The sequence below is a fragment of the Mesorhizobium erdmanii genome (assembly GCF_013170725.1).
Classification (GTDB): Bacteria; Pseudomonadota; Alphaproteobacteria; order Rhizobiales; family Rhizobiaceae; genus Mesorhizobium; species Mesorhizobium erdmanii.
Genome location: NZ_CP033361.1, coordinates 3,010,024 through 3,028,399, shown reverse-complemented (window position 1 = coordinate 3,028,399; position 18,376 = coordinate 3,010,024). Strand labels below are relative to the sequence as shown.

Genomic DNA, 18,376 nt, shown 5'->3' with positions numbered 1-18,376 from the left:
AGAGACGTGGAGCCCGCTCAGCGTGCCGCATGCCTGGCCAGCGCGTGCTCGATCAGCGCGTCGATCACCTCGCCATAGCCGATGCCGATCGCCGCCAGTGCCTTGGCGTACATGGAAATGTCGGTGAAGCCGGGCAGCGTGTTGACCTCGTTGACCAGCAGCGAACCGTCGGCGCGCAGGAAGAAGTCGACGCGCGCCATGGCCTCGCAGCCGAGCGCCCGGAAAGCCCGCGCGGCCATCTCCTTCGCTCTGTCGGCGACACCGGCCGGGACATCGGCGGGCACCTTGACCAGCGCGCCGTCGGCATCGAGATATTTGGCCTCATAGGTGTAGAACCCATGCTTGCCTGCCGGGATGATCTCGCCGGGCAGCGAAACCGTCAGCGAACCATCGGCCCGCTCCAGCACTGAACACTCGATTTCGCGGCCGTCGACGAATTCCTCGATCAGCGCCTTGCTGTCATAGCGCAAGGCCGTTTCGACGGCCTCGTCGAAGCCATCCCTGTCGTTCACCTTGCTCACCCCGAAGGACGAACCCTGGCGCGCCGGCTTGGCGAAGAAAGGCAGCCCCAGCGCCCCGGCGACCTCCTGGAAGGAACCGACATCGCCTCTAAGCACGGTGACGGAGCGGGCAACCGAAAGGCCGGCCTCGCGCAGCAGCCGCTTGGCGACATCCTTGTCCATGGCGGCTGCGGAAGCCAGGATGCCGCAGCCGACATAGGCGACATCGGCAATTTCGGCATAGCCTTGCACCGAACCGTCCTCGCCGAACGGCCCGTGCAGCACGGGAAAGACGACATCGACCGGCGGCAGGTCAGTGTGCGCACCGTCATGCGGCGCGGCCACCAGCCTTCCCTTGCCGCCAGGCAACAGGGCAACCTCGATGCCATCCTCGGATACCGGAGCCCCTGCTCCGTCGCCGCCAGCCCCGGACGATCTTTGCAGCCGCCATCTGCCATCCCTGGAGATGGCGATCGGCACCACCTCGTAGCGCGTCCGGTCGATCGCCTTCAGCACATTGGCGGCCGAAAGGCGCGACACGTCATGCTCGGCCGAGCGCCCGCCATAGAGGATGGCTACTCTTGTCTTCCCGGTCATTGAAACCCCTCAAAGAATCAAATGGTGACGGCAATGCCGCGATTGGCAAAGAAGCGGTCGAAATCGGCAGGCGCCAACACTGCGTTTGTCTGTGTGGCGCTGGTATGGCCGGATGGGTTGTGAAAGCGAAAACCGTCATCGGACGCCGCCGTCAACAGCACCAGATGCCCACCCTTCGACGGCGGCTCGCGCTCGGGCCAGCGGATCGAACTGCTGACCGAAGCGATGAAGAAGGATGACCGGCCAAGAATCGCCGGAATGTCCGCCGTCGCGACATTGGTCATCACCTGCACCTGCAGGCCGAATTCCGCCTGCACGAAGCTGACGAAAGGCGCGTAGATCAGCCCCTTGATCGAGCCGTCATTGACGACATAGCCGCCATATGCGCTGCAGCGCCTCGCCAGTTCGATCGTCGGTACGATCTCGCCGCGCGTCGCCAGGATCATTTTCAGGCACGCCATGCCGCAGATGTTGGCGGCCCAGACCGCGTATTCGTCCAGCGTTTCCGCGCCTGAGCCGCGCCACAGCGGATCGCGCCTGAGCGCGGCCTCCGCGCCATCCGCGAGCACCGCCAACGTCATGTCGGGCGTTTCCCACTGGCTGAAAAACGGCACGGCTTCAGGCAATGGACTCATGCGGCTCCTCGAGGCAGATCAATCCAATCTCGTATACGAGGATACGAGAAATGAAAAGCCACTTGGAAGGGTGATCTCCCCTGAAGCCGCGTTCCGGCTAGCCGGTCCGTGTGGACGGCGTCGACGGAGATCAAGCTCCGGGACTGTGTCCGCCGCGCTCGCCCCTTACTTCGTGTTGATCACCGAAGCGGCCCCGTGGGTGTCCATTGTCGCGCCGTTGCGGTCTTCGTCGAACAGCGTCTCGCTGCCGAAGCTGGCGCGCAGCCCGATGACGAACTTATTGGCCTTGATGCCCTCGGTGGACGTTCCGAACTTCCTCTGTTCGAATTCGTAGCGTCCGAACACCGCCCATGGCGTTTCGTCGAACCGGTACATCGCCTGGACGGCGGCACCGACCACGTTCTCGCTGGTGCCGTCATAGTCTGTTTGGTTGAAGTCGAGCTCCGCATCGAGCCGAAGGTTCTTCTGGACGAAATAGCGCGCCACGCCGCGCACGCCCCACTGGTCGCCATGAAAGTCGTTGATGGTGAGCTGGCCGACGCTGGCCTGGCCGTAAAGGGTAAGATTGCCGAGATAGAGCTGGGCTTCCGGGCCGATTGCATAGTTATTTACGGTCACGCCGGTTTGGCCAATCGATGCGTAGGAGGCGAAAAGGCCGGCGGCGAACGTGTCGGGATCGCGATAGTAGCCATGGATCGCGCCGCGCGTGTCGTCCAGGGGGTCATAGTGACCCCATATGCGGTCGTAGGTCAGGTCGCCCTGCAGGTTCCAGCGCTGGGCAAAGGCGATATTGACGCGGGCGGCGCCGCCACCGGCCCGGGTCGTGTAGTCGTCGCCGACAAAGCGGAGGCCGCCGAGATAGAGTTCGCCGTAACCCGAAATATGCGGCGTCGCCACCGTCTCGCCGGAGAACGACGGCAAGGCGTCGGCGGCAAAAGCCGATGTCGTGGCGGCCAGCGACGCGACGACGAGTGAAAAGCGATGCATTGGAAGCCCCCGAAGATGAACCCCGGACCCCACGTCCGGTCGAAGATGACGGTGAACCGGCCCGGCGCGATCGCCGGCCTGTCCACCCCTTGGTGTTGCATTGTTCGCCGTCCGGCGTCTTGGGCTGGACCGCATGCGAATTGTCCTGGAATGCGCTGCCGCGCTTGGCGCGTCGCCGGTGTGGCCGTTCGGCATCGGCCGGAACCCTGGCCGGCGGGACGGTCCCGCTCAGAATTTGTAGGCGATGCCGAGCCGGATATCGTGCGTCCTCAATTCGATCGCATCGGGATTTATGGGAGCCCCATCGAAGGTCGAGTGCCGTATGGAGACATGGCGGCCGAAATCGGCAAAGCGATATTCGCCCCGGACCACCCAATTGTCGGTGACGGCATATTCGGCGCCGGCGCCCAGCGCATAGCCCGCGATGGTGTCCTCGACATCGGCATAGACATCCTCGCTCGGAAGGAAGACGGTGCTGTGCTTGTAGTGCGCCATCGCCACGCCGGCGGTGACGAAGGGAAGCCACCGATCCATCGCGTAGCCGGCCCTCAGGCGAGCGGACCCGATCGCGTTCAGTTCGAGCACGCCGCCGAAGCCGGGATCATCGACCCCCAGCGCCTGATAGACGGTCGTATCCTTGCGATTTGCGAAACTGTAGTCGCCCTCGATGCCAAGCACCAGGCCGCCGTCGAACTGCTTCATATAGCCGGCGTAGAGGCCGCCGAAGCCGCCCGACATGCTGCCGTAGCCCCAGCCGTAGCCCTCAAAACTGTCAGGCGCGAAAGTCTGGCCAACCCTTGCGTCGCCCCATCCGTACCCGGCCTGTGCCCCTATATAGGCGCCGGACCAGTTGTAGGCGGCGGCAGGCAAGGTCGCGCCGGCATCAGCGGCTGAAGCCATGCCGGCGGATCCAAGCAGGAAGGCTGTGGCGAGAAGAAACGTTTTCATTGCTTGTCCGAGGCCCCCGACATGTTCGCCGCCGCGGAGATGTTCCACGCCGATACATCGCGGTGTTGCATTGTTCGCCGTCCCGCGTCTTGGGCTGGAACGCACCGGACTTGTCTCCAGGCGCGCCGTGATGTTTTCCCGTCCGGTGTGGCCGTTGCGCACACCGGACGAGGCAGACTCTCGGATGCCTTATCTGGCGCCGCTCGGCGTCGAGCCGAAGCGGCGACGGAAGCAGCGGTTGAAATAGGAAACATCGGAGAAGCCGCTCAGCAACGCGATCTCGCTGATCCGCATGCGGTCGTTGCGCCTGTCGCTGAGCATCCGGTGGGCCCTTTGCAGGCGCAGTTCGAGAATGCGTTCGGCGAAGCTGGCACCGCTTTCCTGCAGCAGATCATGGACATAACGCACGGAGAGCCGCAACTGTTGGGCGACCTGCTGGGCCGAGACGGCGGGATCGGCGAAGTTGTCACGGATCTTGTCCAGTATGGCCTGCAGCCGTGCCGCGCGCAGGCCGCGCATGCCGGCAAGTTCGGCTGGATCGCCCTTGGCGCCGATCGCCAGGCCGATCAGGTCGACAATCGTTTCGGTGGCATGGGTGATGAGGTCAGGTGAAACCAGGACCGGACCTGCTTCCAGGAAGCTGCAATAGCGCCTGAGCATGCCCAGCGCCTCATTGTCGGCCGCCACGGTCAGTGCCAGCCGGTCGTCGGCATGGGCGAAAGCATTTTCCAGGATCTCGCGCGGGACGACGATGTTGGCCCAGACATTGCTGTCGCCGCCACTCATTTCCAGCGCTTCGGAGGCCGATACCAGTGCGGCCTCCCCCTTGGCCACGCTGTAGTCGCGGCCGATTTGGGCGCCGCTCAGCCTGGTGTCGCCATTGTTGATCAACAGGAGATAGCCGTCACGGCCATCGTCGGCGATGTTGCGAGTCTTGCGGCTGGCATGCTGGATCGTTCCGGCCATCTGCCCGAGCACCAGCGGCCCCACCGGCATGGCCTCGATGGCCGCGGCGAATGACCGGTTGGCCGAGATGGCATATTCGACCGACCAGATCTCGGCGACATGGATATCCTGCCAGAGCGCGAACCGCGCGCGATCGTCCAGATATGACGGCAGATCGACTGAGGAGAAGACGTTCTTTTTCAGTGTAACCGCCCCTTCCCGCACCTTCCAGAGACCACACCCTATGGAACTTGCTTATGTCTTGTCCAGAGTCGGTAATATCTGTGCTTTGCAAGACAATTTCATTGCCGTCCCGGTCAAGAATGTGCCGAAAATCGGCGTTCGAGATTTCAGAAATGCTCGGAAATATCCAAGAGCACGGGAATCATCTGGGTTGTCGAACCGCCAGCTAGGCGCGATGCTTGACCGAGCCTGTCCGTGCGGATCGGCGGCTATTCGTCTAGGTTAAATCTGCGCCTGCGGCACGGCTTCTGGCAGCGGGTTCATAGGGTTCTCGGACAGCTCGCATCAAAAAATGCAAGACACGTTAGGCCCTGTCTCGAAATGCGCTTCCAACACCCGCTTCGTCATCCTATGGCGGAGCAAGGAGCGAAGCGACGCCGCGCAGACCATAGGATCCTGTGTGTTTGTTCAGTGTTATGGTCGAAGTGGGAAGGAAACCGAAGGGATCCTGGTCGCCCATTTCTGGACAGGCCGTGGCATGGCTCGGTTCCTTCCCACCGGTGAACCATCAACCTGAACAGTTGCACGGGGCTGTTAGCTGCAGACCCCGCACCACAGGAAGAGGCGTGGACATGATAATGCAGAACTATGTCGGCTGCGACATCTCCAAGCAGTGGCTCGATTTTTTTGATGAGGCAAGCGGTCGTTGTCAGCGCATAGACAACCATGCCGATGCGATAGCTGCTCATGTGGCAGGCCTTCACCCCGGCCAGGATTTTGTGGTCATGGAAGCGACAGGCGTCCATGACCGGCTGCTGCGCCATGCCCTGGCCAAGGCAGGTGTGGCGTTCTCGCGGCACAACCCGACACACACCCACAATTATGCGAAGTCGACGGCGCGACGCGCCAAGACCGATCCTCTCGACGCCAGGATGCTGAGCGGCTATGGCCGCCGCTATCACCCTGAAGCCGAGCCGGCGCCGCGTGAGGAAGACGAACATCTTCAATCGCTTGCCCGCTACCGCGATCAGCTGGTCGATACCAGGGCAAACTTGAAGAAGCAGCTCAGTGAGGCTTTTGATGAGATCGTCATCGCCGGGTTCGAAGAGATGATCACTGACTTCAACACACGCATCAAGGCGCTCGAGGCCCGGATCGCACAAGTCATTCGTCAGAACGAGGGCACTGCCCGCGACAACGCTCTGATGGTCTCCGTGCCCGGGGTCTCCAAGGTCACCGCGCTCTCGCTCCTGGCGCTCCTGCCCGAGCTCGGCCAGCGCTCACCCAAGTCGATCGCCGCACTCGTCGGCCTTGCCCCGTTCGACAACAAGAGCGGCAAGCTCAGGCGCAGGAGCCAAATCCAGGGTGGCCGAGCACGCGTGCGCCGCGCCCTCTACATGGCAGCTCTCGGCGCTATTCGAGCCTGTGACCGGTTCAAAGCGTTCTACAGCACCATCGCTGCACGATCCGGCTCCAAGAAACTCGCCATCATCGCCGTCGCCAGGAAGCTTCTCGTCGTCCTCAACGCTATCATCCGAGATCAAAAAGCTTTCGCTTGAACACAGTTGCCATGCCGCGACTTTCGAGAGCTACAGCGGTGCGGAATTCTGCTCAGCTGCGCCCTTCGTTCGAGGTCGCGGCATTGATCCCAGGGTCTCCGCGACGGAGCTGCGCTCCTGCTTCGCCCAGGGATGACGAACGTAGCGAGCTACGCCAACCCTGAATGAACGCTACCGGCGCATCGCGCGCGGCCTACTCGACCTTCGTCCAGCCGAAGACCAGCCAGGCGTATTTCGACTTTTCATCGGGTTCGGCGGTGTAGGTCATCTGGATATCGCCGTCCTTGGCGTAGATATCGAGCCGAGGCGCCGTGTCCAGCTTGAGCCACAGCGAACTCTTGCTGAAGGACCATGTTCCGCACCAGACGCAAGGCGCCGAGGTCGGATCGCCGGGCTGATGAAAATTGTAGCGGCCGTCCGCCGTGATCTCGAGATAGTCGAAGGCTGTGTAGAAATTGGTCACCGTCTGCTGGAACTCATTGGCCGCCGCTTCCTGTTCCGGCGTCGGCGCATCCTTCATGTCGCGCGGTGGCCGGATGGCTCCGCCGTTGAGCTTCCATTTGCCGACGAAGTCCTTCTGCGTCGGAAGATATTCCTCCTGGGCCTGTACCACTGATGTATAAGTAATAGATAATATATTGGCCAGAGCCGTGGTTCCAATCACAAGGAACAGCGTGGCGGCACAGATCGCCCTGGTTGACTTTTGCATGAAATATATTTCTCCACGATGGGGTAATGATGTTTCTGTCAGGCGTTTTATTGAGAAATTGGCGACGTTCCTTGCTTACGCGCCGATTCCTGTCGCCATTCGCACGGTTAGCATTGGCGCCGTCAATCTGGCAACGCAAGGATACCAACGTGCACGCCGTTGGATCGGGGCGCACGTCGCCGGATGGCTGCCAGACCAAGCTTCCGGGCAGTCTCCTGGCCAGGCAGTGTCCTAAAAGGTGATCTTGACCGACGCGGCACTGCGCCGGTGCGGACCGTGATAGACGGCCTCGATGTTGTTGCCGTCCGGATCGAGCAGGAAGGCGGCGTAGTAGCCGGGATGATAGGGCCGCTCGCCCGGCGCGCCATTGTCCTTGCCGCCGGCCGCCAGCCCTGCCTTGTGGAAGGCATCGACCATGGCGTGATCTCTGGCCTGGAAAGCCAGATGGTGACGGCCGGTGAGCTCTCCCTGTGCGGCTCGACTGTCGGCGCTGGAGATGAACAGCTCATCGCACCAGAAATAATCCTCGCCGGTGCCGCCGATCGGCACGTCGAGCGCCTGGAATACGGCCTCGTAGAAACGCCGGCTGGCGGCGAGGTCCCTCACCACCAGCTGGATGTGATCGATAAGCCGGCCGCGATGCAGTTCCTGCGTTTCCATGAAAGTTCCTCCTCGCAAGGGGCGAATTTAGGCCCCGACTGAACACCGTCAATGTAGAGGACCCGGTGCGGAGCCGCCGGCACATCGATCTGCTGACAACCGCCGACAATTCTCAGGCCTCAAGGGAACCTTCCGGCCCAGATGAAGTTTCGTGGCGCGGCGGGAGGAACAGCGATTGGACAGTTTTCAGAGACTCGAGGCGCTCATCGACAGCGCCGGTGTCGGTGACGTCGAGGAGGCAACCGCCTTGCTGCGGCGGTTCAAGGGCAAGTCGCAGACGCTCACCACCGCCATCGACGAGTTCATGCTCGACTTCATGACATTGGTCTTCGTCGTCGAAACCGGCGAGGACAAGTTCGAAAAGCCGATCCGCAAGCTGGCGCGCGCCAGGCTTGCGAAGCTCAGGCAGCTGGTCAACGTGACAGCTTAGGGGTGCCGCCTTTCGAAGAGGGTTTCAGCCCTTGAGCAGCGCCGCCAGCCGCGGAATGCCCTCGGCCACCGCGCGGCGGTCGGCCAGCGTGAAGGAGAGCCGCAGCGTGTTGCGCCCGCTGCCGTCGGCGTAGAAGGCGTTGCCGGGGACGAAGGCGACGCGCGCCTCCTTCACCGATCGTGCCAACAGCGCGGTGGCGTCGGCCCCTTCCGGCAGCGTCACCCAGACGAACATGCCGCCTTCCGGGCGGCTCCAGGTCACGCCATCCGGCATGTTGGCCTCTAGCGCGCCAAGCAGGTTGTCGCGGCGCTCGCGATAGGCGCCGATCAGCTTGTCGACCTGGCGATCGAACACGGATTCGGCGACGCGGTGCATGACCATCTGGTTGATCGACGGGCTGTGCAGATCGGAGGCCTGCTTCATCAGCACCAGTTTCTCCACCACGTGGCGCGGCGCGCACACCCAGCCGACCCTCATGCCCGGCGACAGGATTTTCGAGAACGAGCCGCAATAGAGCGTGCGCGCTTTGTCGATGCCGCCGGATCTCGCGCAGTCGAGCGCCAGGATCGGCGGCACGCCCTCGCCGTCATAGCGCAGCGCCCGATACGCGGCGTCCTCGATGACGGCGATGTCGAGTTCGCCGGCAAGGTCGAGCACCGCTTCGCGCTGCTTTCGGTCCAGCGTGTTGCCGGTCGGGTTGGCGAAATCAGGCACCAGATAGGCGAATTTCACCCGGCCGCCATTCGCGGCGGCAGCGGCGTGATAGGCCGCCGGCGTCATGTTGCCGCCTTCGGGCCGCAGCCGGTCGTAGCGCGGCTCATAGGCATTGAACGCCTGCAGCGCGCCGAGATAGGTCGGCCAGGTCACCAGCGCGGTGTCGCCCGGCGACAGGAACAGCTTGCCGAGATAATCCAGCGCCTGCTGCGAGCCGGAGGTGATGAAGATGTTGGCCTCGTCACAGGCGACGCCGAGCTTGCCCATCTGCCCGGCGATCCAGCGCCGCAGCGGCAGATAGCCTTCCGAGACCTGATACTGCAGCGCCGCGCCGGCTTCGGCGCCGCCGAGCACATCGGCATAGGCGTCGCGGATGGCGTCGGCCGGAAACAGCGAAGGGTCGGGAATGCCGCCGGCGAACGAAATGATATCAGGCTGGTCGAGCAGCTTCAAAAGCTCGCGGATTTCGGAGGCTTTCATGCGCGAAGAGCGCGAAGCCAGGAGGTTCAAAAGGGTCAAGCACGCCTCCCCAGACGATTTTCATATAGGTCAACCTAGCTGACCTATATCCGCTTTGCCGGCCAATTTGAATAGGGCCTGAAGGCCTAGCGATATACGCCAGTCGCCGCTAGGGCGAAACGCCTACAAGGTCTTCTTGTAACCAATATGGCTGCCGGTGAAGCCGAGGCTGTCATAAAAGCGGTGCGCATCCGCACGCCCCTTGTCGGTGGTCAGCTGGACGACACTACAGCCACGCGCCCGGCATTGATCGATCGCCCATTCGAACATTTTCTTGCCGATGCCGCCCGAGCGCCTGTCGCTGGCGACACGGACCGCCTCGATCTGCCCGCGCCAGGCGCCTTTTCGCGAAAGCCCGGCCAGGAAGGTGATCTGCAACGTGCCGATCACCTCCGCCCCATCCACGGCCACCGCCAGCATCTGGTTCGGGTCGGCATCGATGGCGGCGAAGGCATCGACATAGCCCTGCGCCAACGGCAAAGAGGCGTCCTCGCGGCCGGCCCCCAGCGGATCGTCGGCCAGCATGGCGACGATGGCAGGCAGGTCGGAGGCAACAGCCTTGCGGAAGGTGATCATGGTGACGGGATAGCGCGAGGCGGTGGTGGCGGCAATAGATCAAGAGCGAGCCTTTGGGTGCGAGGCCGATAGTGGATAAAGTGGCAAAGGCCGGCGCTGCCCCTCATTGTCCTGCCGGGCACTTCTCCCCGTATAGTGACGGGGAGAAGGAAGCTGTGTCCGAACCGGATAGATAGGTAACAGAATGGACTGATTAGATGGGTGACAGTTTTCTTGTCCGCCGGGAGGACCGGCGATGGTTTGGCGAGAGACTGGCATCATGGATGAGCGGCTCCGGTTTGTTGTGGACTGCCTTTCTGGCGAGGAGACGATGACGCAGCTGTGTGCGGCCTACGGCATCTCGCGCAAGAGCGGCTACAAATGGCTAGGGCGTTATCGGGAGTTTGGTCCGGAAGGTTTGCACGATCGGCCGCGAGCGCCGCTCAATCACGGCCGGGCGACGGCCGAGGATTTGGTGGGGCGGATCGTGGCTATGAAGGAGATCCACCCGCTGTGGGGGGCCAAGAAGATCATGGCCAGGCTCAAGCGAGCGGAGCCCTGCTGCGGCTGGCCTGCGGTCTCGACGGCCGGTGAGATTCTGAGGCGGCATGGACTTGTGGGGCGTAGGCGCAAACGCTGGAAGGCGGCAGGCAATGGGCCATGGCCGGAAGCTTCGGAGCCGAACGCGGTGTGGACCGGGGACCACAAGGGTTGGTTCCGGACCCGCGACGGATGGCGTTGCGAACCGCTGACGGTGATGGATGTGTCGAGCCGCTACCTATTGGGGCTCGAGGCAACAAGCTCGACGGCGGATGAAGAAGCCTGGCCTGTGTTTGAGCGGTTGTTTGAGGAGAACGGCCTGCCGGATCGGTTCAGAAGCGACAATGGCTCGCCATTTGCGTCGGCCGGCGTCGCCGGGCTGACGCCGCTTGCGGCGCGCTTCATCAAGCTCGGCATCGCCCTTGAGCGCATCCAACCGGGCAAGCCGCAGCAGAACGGGCGCCATGAGCGTTTCCATTTGACCATGCTGCCGATGGCCAAGGCACCGGAGGCCGACAGGGCGGCTCAAGCCCAGGCCTTCGAGGCCTTCCGGCGCAGCTACAATGAAGAGCGCCCGCACGAGGCGCTTGGCATGGGCACCCCATCACAGCATTATTGTCCCTCAACCCGTCCCATGCCCAGGAAGCCCCCCGAGCCGGATTATCCGGCCGAGGCGGCGGTGCGCAGCGTGCGCCAGAACGGCGCCGTCAAATGGCAGGGCGCCGAAATCTACGTCTCGGCCACGCTGGCAGGCGAGCCGATTGCCATCGAAGAGACTGAGAACGGCGAATGGGCGATGCGCTTCTATGCCCATCCGCTCGGCTTCATCGACCACAAGCACATGAAACTGGTTCGCCGAAGCGCCACACCAACCAAACCGCCTGGCGCGGCGGCGAACCCATCATAAGGGGGAGAACTGTTACCCATGTATCCGGTTCAAACTGGTACCCATCTATCGGCTGGACAAGCTGCAACGCCGCGCTGTTGCAACGCTGGCGATTGGCGAAATCCCCGACAACAGGCCCTTTCGCCCCGTTTACGGGGAGAAATGTCCGGCAGGACAATGAGGGGCGGCGCCAGCCTTGGTGTTTATCGCACCAGAAACTACACCCCGCCCTCATAAGCCTTCTGCGCCTCCGTCAGCGCCCGGTCCAGCCGCTCGCCCTCCGCATACCCAGCCAGGTTCCCCGGCCGCTCGATACCAGGCAGCAGCCTGGGGCACGGCTCGGCCGCGCCGATCACCATGCGCACCGGGATGACGCCAGCCCAGACCGGATGGCCATAATCCTCCTCGTCGTCGGCGACACCCTTGGCGCGCACCTTCGCCGATGCTTCCTCGATGCGCATGCCGATCACCATCGTCGCCTTGGCTTCCTGCGCCGAGATCGGCCGCAAGGTCTCGCTGCGGCCGGGATAGAAACGATCGACGACGCCGGCCAGCGCCTTCATCTTCTCCTCCGGCTCGTCGACGATCCCAGCGGTGCCGAAGCACATCGCCGAGCGGTAGTTGGCGGAATGGTTGAAGCCGGTGCGCGCCAGCACCAGCCCGTCGAGATGCGACACGGTGAGGCAGGCCGGCGTACCGCCGCGCAGCTGGCGCAGCATGCGGCTGGCGGATGAACCGTGCCAATATAGCATGTCGCCCTCGCGCCAGTGGATCGTCGGCGTGCAGTAGGGCTGGCCGTCGAAATTGTAGGCAACATGGCACATCAGCCCGGCATCCAGCACCGCGAAGACCGCCGCATGGTCGTAGCTGCCGCGCTCGTGCAGGCGCTTGACGCGGTTGCGGCTGGTGGTCGGAAAACTGGCGGCGACGTCGTTCACAGCTTGCATCCTCAACTATTGTCTGCCAACCATGCGCCATGCCATTGGTCGAAAAAAGAACCAATCAAGATGATAAAATTCAGACCAATTTGCCGGATTGGTCGGCACTGATCCCGGTCCTGCCGGGCGACGGCCCGCGCAGCCGCGAGCTCTATGCGGCTCTCCGGCGGCTGATCGAGACCGGCGCCCTGGCCGCCGGCGCCAAATTGCCGACCACCCGCGATCTGGCGGGGCGCTTTGGCCTGTCGCGCTCGGCGGCGGTCGCCTGTTTCGAAATGCTCATCTCTGAAGGCTTTGCGGTCGCCAAGGTCGGCGCCGGCACCTTCGTCGCGCGCGACGTACCGTATCTGCCGACGACACTGGCCAAGGCGCGCCCGCCGGAGATCGACGTCGCCGCCTCGCTGCCTTGCGACCTTGGCGTGGCGGTGTCCGACTCGCGCACGCTCGACCTGTTCCGCATCCTGCTGTCGCGCCACTTAGCCCGCCCCGGTCCAGAGCATTTCCGCTATGGCGACCCGCGCGGCGGCATCGCGCTGCGCACCGCGATTGCCAAGTATCTCAGGACCGCTCGCGGCGTACGCTGCGACGCCGGCCAGATCGTGCTGACCTCGGGCACGCAACAGGGGCTCGACCTCCTGGTACGAGCCGCGATCCGCCCAGGTGACGCCGTATGGATCGAAAACCCCTGTTACCCCATGGCCCATGCCGCGCTGGCCGGCAGCGGCGCCAGGGTCGCCGGCGTGCCAGTGGACAGCGAGGGGCTTGATCCCGAGATCGGCGAGCGCCTGTGTCCGAAGGCACGCGCAGCCTATGTCACGCCCTCGCACCAATATCCACTCGGCGTGACGATGACGATGCGCCGCCGCCTCGCCTTGCTCGACTGGGCGCGGCGCAACGACGCCTGGATCTTCGAGGACGATTACGACAGCGAATTCCGTTATGCCGGGCCACCGCTGACCTCGCTGCAAGGCATGGACGGCGCCGACCGCGTCGCCTATCTCGGCACGTTTTCGAAAGTGCTCTTCCCCGGCCTCCGCATCGGCTATGTCGTGGTGCCGGAGCCGCTGCTAGATGCCGTGATGGCGGTGCGGGCGCGCGCCGACCGCTACCCCTCGATACTCGCCGAAGGCGCGCTGACCGATCTCTTGAACGAAGGCCACTTCGCCGCGCATCTCAGGCGCGTGCGCCGCCGCGTGCAAGCCGCGCGCGACGCGCTGGTCGCCGGCCTCGAGGCGCATTGCGGCGATATGCTTGATGTCACGGTGCCCGAACAGGGGCTGCATCTGATGGCGATGCTGAAGGGCGGCCCGGACACGGCGATCGTCGAGGCGGCGAAGGCCGTGGGCGTCGGCGCCCGGGCACTGTCCTCGATGTTCATCGACGGGGTACCGAGGCACGGGCTGGTGCTGGGATTTTCGGGATTCTCGGATCAGGAGTTGAGGGCGGCGACGGCAAGGTTGGGTGGGGTGACGGGGCATTGAGAAACAATGGCGGGGTCGGCGCCGCCCCTCATCTGCCTGCCGGCATCTTCTCCCCGTATAGTGACGGGGAGAAGGACACGGTCACCAATGATTTCGCCAATCGCCGACGTTTGCACAAAGGGCGCCAGCGTTGCGGCTGACCCTTTCTCCCCGTCACTATACGGGGAGAAATGTCCGGCAGGACAATGAGGGGCGGCACCGACGTTCGATGCTCAGCGACCCAACGCCTCGCCCGGCTGTCGCTCTCCAATCAATCCGCATCACCCGCGGGTTTGGCCTTGCCGCACTGCGCCAGCACCTTGCCGATGGCGCCGCTCGATCCCTTCAGAGGAAAGCTGATCGAACCATACTTGGCCGCGCTGACCGAAATATCGCCCTTCCCGCGCAACAGGTCGAGCAGCGGGTCGGCCTTCGCCAGGTCGACCACGAAATAATTGTACATGGCCTCGAGCTGCAGCGTCTTGGTCACCGTCTTGCCGTCGGCCTTGAAGTCGAACGAGCCGCTTATGCCAGGCTCCATCTGCTGGCCGCTGGCGCCCAGATCGTAGCTCAGCACCGGATTGTCGAAACAGTTCAGCATCAGGTACGCGTCGCCCTTCGGCCCGCCGCAGACCGAGGCGGTCAGCACCTTGCCGCCCTCGTCTTCCTCCATCTTGGCGGTCCAGCCGCTGCACGATGCGGCAAAAGCCGGCGGCGCGGTCTGCAGCGCAAGCACGGCACCGGCGACGACGAGAACTCCCGCTTTCATGATTTCCCCCTGACAATTGCGGCACCCGCCGCCAGCATATAGGAAAAGCGATCCCGTGGCATTGCCTGTTCGGCAAGATCGGGTGGTTCGCGTGGAGAGCGTCGTGTCGAGAGTTCGCCTGTGTCTTCTGCTGGCCGCCCTGGTGGCCTCGCCGCCTGCCGCCCATGCCGAATGGAAGCCGGTCGAGAAGGTCGAGACCTACGCCATTTCAGGCCAGTCCGGGCCGGAGCTCTACCGGTCGATCGGCGAGAACGGGCCGAATGTCGGCGCTGCCCGCGCCATCGCCCATACCAATTTCAAGCTGACCTGGACCAGGGACTATCAGGCCCGGGCCGGCGCCTGCGTGCTGGTCTCGGCCAAGCCCAAGCTGATCATCACCTACACCTTGCCCAGCCCCTCCGCGCCGCTGCCCCCAGCCATCCAGAAGAACTGGGAGGTCTTCCTCGCCGGCGTCAGCGCCCATGAAAAGGTGCATGGCGCCACCATTGTCGACATGGTGCGCAAGATCGAGGCGGCGACCGTTGGCCTGACGGTCGCCGATGACCCCAAATGCAGCAAGATCCGCACCGAGATGACCAAGCGCCTGTCCGCGCTCTCGCAGGCTCAACGACAGGCCAGCCGCGATTTCGACCGTGTCGAACTCGGCCAGGGCGGCAATCTGCAGAAGCTGATCCTCGCTTTGGTGAATGGCGGCTGACGGGGCCATCGCACCGGCGTGGCCCTTTCCGCGCCGCCCCGCTCTACCGGCTCAAATCGAGCGCCGCGCTCAGGTCGCCCATCGGCGGCTCGCCATTGCCGGCAAGCGCCTTGTCGCGGGCGACGATGCCTGAAAGCACCGGTAGATCGTAGCGCGCGGTGATGAAGCGCAGGATCGACGTCGTGTCGTATTGCGTGTGGTCGACCGTACCCATCTTCGCATAGGGGGAGATGATGAAGGCCGGGACGCGGTTGCCGGGGCCCCAGCGATCCGCCCTGGGCGGCGCGACATGGTCCCAGAAGCCGCCATTCTCGTCATAGGTGACGACGACCAGCATGTGGCTCCATTGCGGGCTTTTCTCCAGATGCGAAACGAGGTCGGCCAGATGTTGGTCGCCCGATGTCACGTCGGTATAGCCGCCATGCTCGTTGAGATTGCCCTGCGGCTTGTAGAAGCTGACAGAAGGCAGCTTGCCGTCGTCGATCGCCTTGATGAACTCGGTGCCGTCCAGGCCGCCATCCCTGAGATGTTCGGTGCGCGCGGCAGTGCCGGGCGCGTAGGCGGCGAAATAGTTGAACGGCTGGTGGTGGAACTGGAAGTTCGGTACCGGCGTCGCGTTCTTGCCGTCGAGCGTCGCCTGCCAGGCGCCGGCATACCAGGCCCAGTCGACCCCTTTCAGCGACAGGAGGTCGCCGATGGTGATGTCGTGCTGCGGCGGCAGTGTGGTGGGCTGCGCCGGATCGGCCAGTGCCTTGTCGCCGCCCTCGACCGGCTTGTTGGCGCTCGGCTGATAGGGCGGCTGCATGGTGTTGACGGCGTAGAAATCCGGCGTGATGGCGCCGTCATTGACGAATTTCGGCACGCCGCCAAGTGCCGAGGCCGGCGAATTGTCGGCGACCTTCAGCGTCTTGCCGTCAGCCTCGACGACGGCGATCTGCCCTTTCACCGGGCTGGTGTCGGCATGCGGATAGACCGGCGCGCAGGCGCAGGCGAGCATGATATGGTTGAGGAAGGACCCGCCGAAGGCGCCCTGGAAGAAATTGTCGGCCAGAACGTATTTCTTCGCCACCGCCCACATCGGCAGGCCGGAGCCGTCATAATGGCCCATGACGAGACCGCCGGAATCGGCCCAGGCGGCGAACTTGTCGTTCTTGCCGCCGTCGATCTGCATCTGCTCCTGGTAGAAGCGATGCCACAGGTCGCGGGTGACCACGGATGTCTTCTCGTTGAAGCCGCTGGCGTCGTCGATGGCGAAGCTGGCATTGGCAAGATGCGCCGACTGCGCCTCGGTCACGACAGGCGTCACCCCCTTGCCGGTCAGCCCGCCCCAGGCCGGCGGCAGTTCTGAAAGCGGCTTGCCGTCGCGGTCGAGCTGGCGTGCCTGGTCGGCCGAGACATTGGCCAGCCCGTTGGCGCCGGGAAAGCCTCCATAGAGATTATCGAAGCTGCGGTTCTCGGCATAGATGACGACGAGAGTGTCGATCTTGTCGTAGCCGGGAGGAGCGGCGTGGGCCGTGAAAGGAACCAGGGCCGAACCGGCCAGACAGAAGGACGTGAGGAGCTTGAGCCTCGTCATGGAAAAACCTCGTGGCTTGACTGTGGCTGGAGGGCGCGGGAACGACGAACCATGAGATGCAACTAACGTCGACGCCTTGTCACCTTTGTGACACTTCCTGTCGCTGCGAACACGGTTTCGTGAGCGCCTGGAGCGGTCATCAATCCGTTGCACTCCCTTCTTATTTCCGGGCCAAAGCGGACCATGCCCTTTATAGCGACACGACAGCGACATGACAGCGACACGATGGAACAGCCGGACGGTCGCTATTGCCGCGATAGCGGCAGTCGGCTTTGCCGCGCCCGCCAACACGGCGGGCCCTGATGGCGTTCACCCCGGTCCGCTGTCGCGCGCCGAGGCTTTCGCGCGCGCCGAAGCGCTGACCGCGCTTGGTAAAAAGATGTTCTTCGACCCGCGACTGTCGGCGTCGGGAAAGCAGGCATGCTCGTCCTGCCATGACCCGCGCCACGCCTTCGGCCCGGCTTCGGCGACGCCGGTCGAGATGGGCGGGCCGAACCTCGACCAGCCGGGCCTTCGCGCGGTTCCCTCGCTGCGCTATCTGCAAGCCTCGCCCGCCTTCACCGAGCATTTCTACGATTCCGAGGACGAGGGCGACGAGAGCGTCGACAACGGACCGACTGGCGGCCTGACCTGGGACGGCCGAGCCGACCATGGCAAGGACCAGGCAAAGATCCCCCTGCTCTCGCCCTTCGAGATGGCCAACAGGGACGCCGCCGCCGTCACGTCAGCCCTGAGCAAGGCGGCCTATGCCGGCGACTTCAAGGCGGCCTTCGGCGCCGACGTGTTCGACCACGCCGGTGACGCCTTCGACGCCGCCGCCGAGGCGCTTGGCACCTTCGAGCAGAGCGCTGCCGACTTCTATCCCTATTCCAGCCGTTACGATGCCTTCCTCGCCGGCAAGGCGACCCTTTCAATGCAGGAAATGCGCGGCCGCGCGCTGTTCGAGGACGAAGCGAAAGGCAATTGCGCCAGTTGCCACCTCAGCGAACCGGCCAATGACGGCGAGCCACCGCAATTCACCGATTTCGGCCTGATCGCCATCGCCGTGCCGCGCAACGCGGCAATTCCGGCCAATGCCGATCCCGCCTATGCCGATCTCGGCCTGTGCGGCCCGCTGCGCACCGACCTCAAGGGACGGAGCGAGTATTGCGGCCTGTTCAAGACGCCGACGCTGCGCAACGTCGCGCTGCGCAAAAGCTTCTTCCACAATGGCGCCTTCCACACACTGCGCGACGCCGTCGCCTTCTACGCCAGCCGCGATACCGACCCCGGCCATTGGTACCCCAAAAACGCCGACGGCTCGGTCAGGCAATATGACGATCTGCCAAAGGCTTACTGGGGAAACTTGAATCAAGACCCGCCCTTTAACGGCAAGAGACCGGGCGATAAGCCGGCGCTGAACGATGCGGAGATCGACGATATCGTCGCGTTTCTCGGCACGCTCACCGACGCCGACCAGCAGGCGGCGCCAGCGAACTGAACCGCCTCGCCCGGCCTGGTCTGCCCGCCCGCGAAAAATTGGGTTCTCGATCTCCAGGATTTGATGCGCGGCAACGATGGCTAATCGTA

At 63.9% G+C, this 18,376-nt stretch carries 18 protein-coding genes; 6 read left to right on the top strand and 12 right to left on the bottom strand.

Annotated elements, in window-relative coordinates; translation table 11 throughout:
• Window positions 1-17: 17 nt before the first annotated feature.
• From EB233_RS14675 to EB233_RS14655, 5 genes are all read right to left on the bottom strand, one after another.
• Window positions 18-1,097, bottom strand: a complete 1,080-nt coding sequence (locus tag EB233_RS14675) for a D-alanine--D-alanine ligase family protein (RefSeq protein ID WP_064988010.1) — start codon at window positions 1,095-1,097, stop codon at window positions 18-20.
• A 17-nt stretch (window positions 1,098-1,114) separates the two neighbouring features.
• The gene (locus EB233_RS14670; RefSeq protein ID WP_081293916.1) at window positions 1,115-1,732 is read right to left on the bottom strand and encodes a C39 family peptidase; all 618 of its coding nucleotides are present in this window, start codon (window positions 1,730-1,732) and stop codon (window positions 1,115-1,117) included.
• 165 nt (window positions 1,733-1,897) lie between these two features.
• The gene (locus tag EB233_RS14665; protein WP_064988009.1) at window positions 1,898-2,719 is read right to left on the bottom strand and encodes an outer membrane beta-barrel protein; all 822 of its coding nucleotides are present in this window, start codon (window positions 2,717-2,719) and stop codon (window positions 1,898-1,900) included.
• Window positions 2,720-2,947: 228 nt separating this feature from the next.
• Entirely contained in the window at window positions 2,948-3,667 is a 720-nt protein-coding gene (locus EB233_RS14660; protein WP_064988008.1) for an outer membrane protein, read from the bottom strand.
• 189 nt (window positions 3,668-3,856) lie between these two features.
• A complete protein-coding gene (locus tag EB233_RS14655) occupies window positions 3,857-4,837 on the bottom strand; it encodes an AraC family transcriptional regulator (RefSeq protein ID WP_244277581.1) in 981 nt (326 codons plus the stop codon).
• Between the two features lie 590 nt (window positions 4,838-5,427).
• Between EB233_RS14655 and EB233_RS14650 the strand changes: the two genes are divergently transcribed.
• Complete coding sequence (locus tag EB233_RS14650) at window positions 5,428-6,354, top strand: IS110 family RNA-guided transposase (RefSeq protein WP_064988762.1); 927 nt, start codon at window positions 5,428-5,430, stop codon at window positions 6,352-6,354.
• Between the two features lie 193 nt (window positions 6,355-6,547).
• On the opposite strand, the gene EB233_RS14645 is transcribed toward EB233_RS14650, so the two are convergent.
• Together EB233_RS14645 and EB233_RS14640 are read right to left on the bottom strand one after the other, a co-directional pair.
• Complete coding sequence (locus EB233_RS14645) at window positions 6,548-7,063, bottom strand: hypothetical protein (RefSeq protein WP_064990864.1); 516 nt, start codon at window positions 7,061-7,063, stop codon at window positions 6,548-6,550.
• Between the two features lie 231 nt (window positions 7,064-7,294).
• Entirely contained in the window at window positions 7,295-7,723 is a 429-nt protein-coding gene (locus EB233_RS14640; RefSeq protein ID WP_064990863.1) for a VOC family protein, read from the bottom strand.
• Between the two features lie 175 nt (window positions 7,724-7,898).
• Here EB233_RS14640 and EB233_RS14635 point away from each other — a divergent pair, with 175 nt between their 5' ends.
• Window positions 7,899-8,153, top strand: coding sequence for a hypothetical protein (locus EB233_RS14635; RefSeq protein ID WP_244277749.1), 255 nt, complete (start codon window positions 7,899-7,901; stop codon window positions 8,151-8,153).
• A gap of 24 nt (window positions 8,154-8,177) precedes the next feature.
• On the opposite strand, the gene EB233_RS14630 is transcribed toward EB233_RS14635, so the two are convergent.
• Window positions 8,178-9,347, bottom strand: coding sequence for an aminotransferase-like domain-containing protein (locus EB233_RS14630; RefSeq protein ID WP_171892297.1), 1,170 nt, complete (start codon window positions 9,345-9,347; stop codon window positions 8,178-8,180).
• A gap of 162 nt (window positions 9,348-9,509) precedes the next feature.
• Window positions 9,510-9,962, bottom strand: coding sequence for a GNAT family N-acetyltransferase (locus EB233_RS14625; protein ID WP_064990860.1), 453 nt, complete (start codon window positions 9,960-9,962; stop codon window positions 9,510-9,512).
• Window positions 9,963-10,197: 235 nt separating this feature from the next.
• Here EB233_RS14625 and EB233_RS14620 point away from each other — a divergent pair, with 235 nt between their 5' ends.
• On the top strand, window positions 10,198-11,388 hold the full coding sequence (locus tag EB233_RS14620) for an integrase core domain-containing protein (RefSeq protein ID WP_171892234.1): 1,191 nt from the start codon (window positions 10,198-10,200) through the stop codon (window positions 11,386-11,388).
• Window positions 11,389-11,585: 197 nt separating this feature from the next.
• Here EB233_RS14620 and EB233_RS14615 read toward each other — a convergent pair whose 3' ends face one another.
• Window positions 11,586-12,314 carry a pyridoxamine 5'-phosphate oxidase family protein gene (locus EB233_RS14615; protein ID WP_064989280.1) on the bottom strand — a complete coding sequence of 243 codons (729 nt, stop codon included), beginning with the start codon at window positions 12,312-12,314 and terminating at the stop codon, window positions 11,586-11,588.
• A 29-nt stretch (window positions 12,315-12,343) separates the two neighbouring features.
• Between EB233_RS14615 and pdxR the strand changes: the two genes are divergently transcribed.
• Complete coding sequence (gene pdxR, locus EB233_RS14610) at window positions 12,344-13,786, top strand: MocR-like pyridoxine biosynthesis transcription factor PdxR (protein WP_064989281.1); 1,443 nt, start codon at window positions 12,344-12,346, stop codon at window positions 13,784-13,786.
• A gap of 250 nt (window positions 13,787-14,036) precedes the next feature.
• On the opposite strand, the gene EB233_RS14605 is transcribed toward pdxR, so the two are convergent.
• Window positions 14,037-14,534 carry a hypothetical protein gene (locus tag EB233_RS14605; protein ID WP_244277657.1) on the bottom strand — a complete coding sequence of 166 codons (498 nt, stop codon included), beginning with the start codon at window positions 14,532-14,534 and terminating at the stop codon, window positions 14,037-14,039.
• Window positions 14,535-14,637: 103 nt separating this feature from the next.
• On the opposite strand from EB233_RS14605, the gene EB233_RS14600 reads away from it, so the two are divergent.
• Window positions 14,638-15,231 (top strand): DUF922 domain-containing Zn-dependent protease, encoded by a 594-nt coding sequence (locus tag EB233_RS14600; RefSeq protein ID WP_244277658.1) that lies wholly within the window; start codon window positions 14,638-14,640, stop codon window positions 15,229-15,231.
• A gap of 43 nt (window positions 15,232-15,274) precedes the next feature.
• Here EB233_RS14600 and EB233_RS14595 read toward each other — a convergent pair whose 3' ends face one another.
• Window positions 15,275-16,807, bottom strand: coding sequence for an acid phosphatase (locus EB233_RS14595; RefSeq protein ID WP_064989283.1), 1,533 nt, complete (start codon window positions 16,805-16,807; stop codon window positions 15,275-15,277).
• A 211-nt stretch (window positions 16,808-17,018) separates the two neighbouring features.
• On the opposite strand from EB233_RS14595, the gene EB233_RS14590 reads away from it, so the two are divergent.
• A complete protein-coding gene (locus EB233_RS14590; protein WP_081294043.1) occupies window positions 17,019-18,287 on the top strand; it encodes a cytochrome-c peroxidase in 1,269 nt (422 codons plus the stop codon).
• The last annotated feature ends 89 nt before the right edge of the window (window positions 18,288-18,376 follow it).

Excerpts from the sequence above, each read along its gene's own strand:
- EB233_RS14675 (WP_064988010.1), bottom strand. The coding sequence starts at position 1,097 with ATGACCGGGAAGACAAGAGTAGCCATCCTCTATGGCGGGCGCTCGGCC.
- EB233_RS14670 (WP_081293916.1), bottom strand. The coding sequence starts at position 1,732 with ATGAGTCCATTGCCTGAAGCCGTGCCGTTTTTCAGCCAGTGGGAAACG.
- EB233_RS14665 (WP_064988009.1), bottom strand. The coding sequence starts at position 2,719 with ATGCATCGCTTTTCACTCGTCGTCGCGTCGCTGGCCGCCACGACATCG.
- EB233_RS14660 (WP_064988008.1), bottom strand. The coding sequence starts at position 3,667 with ATGAAAACGTTTCTTCTCGCCACAGCCTTCCTGCTTGGATCCGCCGGC.
- EB233_RS14650 (WP_064988762.1), top strand. The coding sequence starts at position 5,428 with ATGATAATGCAGAACTATGTCGGCTGCGACATCTCCAAGCAGTGGCTC.
- EB233_RS14645 (WP_064990864.1), bottom strand. The coding sequence starts at position 7,063 with ATGCAAAAGTCAACCAGGGCGATCTGTGCCGCCACGCTGTTCCTTGTG.
- EB233_RS14640 (WP_064990863.1), bottom strand. The coding sequence starts at position 7,723 with ATGGAAACGCAGGAACTGCATCGCGGCCGGCTTATCGATCACATCCAG.
- EB233_RS14630 (WP_171892297.1), bottom strand. The coding sequence starts at position 9,347 with ATGAAAGCCTCCGAAATCCGCGAGCTTTTGAAGCTGCTCGACCAGCCT.
- EB233_RS14625 (WP_064990860.1), bottom strand. The coding sequence starts at position 9,962 with ATGATCACCTTCCGCAAGGCTGTTGCCTCCGACCTGCCTGCCATCGTC.
- EB233_RS14620 (WP_171892234.1), top strand. The coding sequence starts at position 10,198 with ATGGTTTGGCGAGAGACTGGCATCATGGATGAGCGGCTCCGGTTTGTT.
- EB233_RS14615 (WP_064989280.1), bottom strand. The coding sequence starts at position 12,314 with ATGCAAGCTGTGAACGACGTCGCCGCCAGTTTTCCGACCACCAGCCGC.
- pdxR (WP_064989281.1), top strand. The coding sequence starts at position 12,344 with ATGCCATTGGTCGAAAAAAGAACCAATCAAGATGATAAAATTCAGACC.
- EB233_RS14605 (WP_244277657.1), bottom strand. The coding sequence starts at position 14,534 with ATGAAAGCGGGAGTTCTCGTCGTCGCCGGTGCCGTGCTTGCGCTGCAG.
- EB233_RS14595 (WP_064989283.1), bottom strand. The coding sequence starts at position 16,807 with ATGACGAGGCTCAAGCTCCTCACGTCCTTCTGTCTGGCCGGTTCGGCC.
- EB233_RS14590 (WP_081294043.1), top strand. The coding sequence starts at position 17,019 with ATGACAGCGACACGATGGAACAGCCGGACGGTCGCTATTGCCGCGATA.